General features: G+C 41.4%; 3 protein-coding genes and 1 pseudogene. 2 read left to right on the forward strand and 2 right to left on the reverse strand.

The annotated features are described in order from the left end of the window. Together BGI33_RS09405 and rnhA are read left to right on the forward strand one after the other, a co-directional pair. Window positions 1-213 (forward strand): FAD-binding oxidoreductase (locus tag BGI33_RS09405; protein WP_306807481.1); only part of this gene is annotated, 213 nt, incomplete at its 5' end. Window positions 214-246: 33 nt separating this feature from the next. Continuing rightward, window positions 247-681, forward strand: coding sequence for a ribonuclease HI (gene rnhA / locus BGI33_RS09410; protein ID WP_100089825.1), 435 nt, complete (start codon window positions 247-249; stop codon window positions 679-681). A 356-nt stretch (window positions 682-1,037) separates the two neighbouring features. On the opposite strand, the pseudogene BGI33_RS09415 reads toward rnhA, so the two are convergent. Both BGI33_RS09415 and BGI33_RS09420 read right to left on the reverse strand, forming a co-directional pair. Beyond that, window positions 1,038-1,640, reverse strand: a pseudogene (locus tag BGI33_RS09415) (integrase core domain-containing protein); the annotation flags it as partial. A gap of 30 nt (window positions 1,641-1,670) precedes the next feature. Next, window positions 1,671-2,427 (reverse strand): IS3 family transposase (locus tag BGI33_RS09420; protein WP_100090941.1); only part of this gene is annotated, 757 nt, incomplete at its 5' end.

Genomic DNA, 2,427 nt, shown 5'->3' on the forward strand with positions numbered 1-2,427 from the left:
CACTACGAAGACAATATCAACCAACTGGTATATGAACAGGTGTTACACCATCATGGCAGTATTGCTGCCGAACATGGTATTGGACAGCTAAAAAATCAGTGGCTGCCACGAGTACGCAGTAACGCAGAAATCAAATGGATGTGGGCACAAAAACACTATCTCGACCCACAGGGCATTCTCAACCCCGGAAAAGTTTTACCGCCCCAGACATGATATAGTTAGTCCTTTTCAAAACAGCCTATGAACATGAGCGAAGTAACCTTGTATACCGATGGTGCCTGCAAAGGTAATCCCGGCGTGGGTGGCTGGGGTGCTTTCCTGCAATCCGGCAGGCACAGTAAAGAACTCTTTGGCGGCGAAGCCAATACTACCAATAATCGCATGGAACTAACCGCAGTGATTCAGGGGCTAGCCGCCCTGAAACGCCCCTGTATCGTCAACATCTATACTGACTCCCAATACGTCAAAAACGGCATGCAGGAATGGATTCACAACTGGAAAGCACGTGGCTGGAAAACTGCATCGAAGCAGCCAGTTAAAAACGTTGAGTTGTGGCAGGCACTGGATACTGAAGTGAATAAGCATCAGGTACACTGGCATTGGGTAAAGGGGCATGCCGGTGATCCAGGCAATGAGAAAGCAGATGAACTGGCTAATCGCGGTGTTGAGCTGGTTAAATAAGCCTTGCAATAGCACAGATAAATAAATTTTTTACTTTCTTTCCCCCAGTACTATTCTGTGTAGCAACATACTGCCAGCAAAGACAGAAGTGCTAATTCATCAGGCTTTTATGCGAAGGGTAAAATTTCCCATAGGTGATAAGTAACTTTACAAACCCAAAAGCCTACTCATGCAGATTTAATGCCAAACTAAAACCAACAATAATAGCTCAGAAGAGAGAAGAAACCTCCTGAAGACGTCAATTAATTTGCTTAAGGATGTGCAACCATATCATACCCAGCAAATATTAGCCTTATCGAAAAAACCATCGCTGACCTACAGTTGTACTAGCTCAAACTTAATCTGACAAACACTACCTACTCATCGGCATTCGTTCTAACACAATGACTGTCTGATGAGTAAAATAAATTCTCTAGCTGCTTTTCTTTAGCCAGTCCTTTTGTCTCTACCCAAGTTTGCCAAGGTGTCTTACCATAACAGTATTTCCCTGAATGTGCTCTTTCCCGATTGTAAAACTCTAGCCAAAGCTCAATATCTTGTTGTATCTCTTTCAGTTCTGTATATATTTTACGTCTAAACATAATATCATAACACTCGGTCTTCATCGTCTTATGGAACCGCTCACATATACCATTCGTTTGCGGACTGTAGGCTTTTGTTTTCGTATGCTCTATATCCTCCAAATTCAGATACAGTTCGTATGCATGACGCTCTTTATGACCGTTATACTCACTTCCTCTATCCGTCAGAATTCGTAAAAGCGCTACCTGCTCATTATCAAAAAATGGTATCACTTTATCATTGAGCATATCCGCAGCAACTAAACTGTTTTTCTCCGTATATACTTTAGCAAACGCCAGTCTTGAATAGGTATCAATAAACGTTTGTTAGTATATTTTCCCAATCCCTTTAATATGACCAACATAATATGTATCTTGTGCGCATAAGTAACCAGGATGTTTGTAAATACCCCAAACTTAGTACAAGCTTCAAGTAGAAAATAATACTGCTTGTCTTAGGGTTTTATACTCAATCGGCGTCATATTATTTAATGCTTCATGAGGCCTTTCGGTGTTATAACTGGTTAGCCATTCTTCGGTTACCTTTCTTGCTTGTTCCAGATTATTAAATAGATATAAATCTAGTACCTCTGTGCGATAGGTACGATTAAATCGTTCAATATACCCGTTTTGATATGGACTGCCTGGTTGAATATAATCTATGGTTATATCATGTGATTTTGCCCAGTTAGTAAACGTATTTCCGGTGAATTCCGGTCCATTATCTACTCGTATTTTGATTGGATAGCCATGATATTCGGCCAGTTTATCCAGATAACGGGTAATCCTGCCAGCCGGCAAACTGACTGCAATATCAATGCCTAACGCCTCACGATTAAAGTCATCTATCACATTGAAAGTTCTAAACCTGCGTTGATTGCGACTGCTGTCACTCATAAAATCCATTGACCAGCATTCACCTTGTTTACTGGGTGCTGATAGTCTTTCTGGGCATCGTGGAGGAATGCATTTTTTACGCTTTACCCTGAGATTAAGCTTTAATTCACAATACACCCGATACACCCGTTTATGATTCCAGTTATAGCCGAGCTTTCTGATGCGATTAAAACACTTGGGAAAGCCCCAGCGTAAATGCCTGTCAGTGATAGCACTGAGTACTGACACAATCACCGAGTCATCCGGTAATTTAGGTTGATAATAGTAAGCACAGCGGCTTAAGCCAACA

The organism is Snodgrassella alvi (assembly GCF_002777425.1).
In the GTDB taxonomy this organism is placed as follows: domain Bacteria; phylum Pseudomonadota; class Gammaproteobacteria; order Burkholderiales; family Neisseriaceae; genus Snodgrassella; species Snodgrassella alvi_B.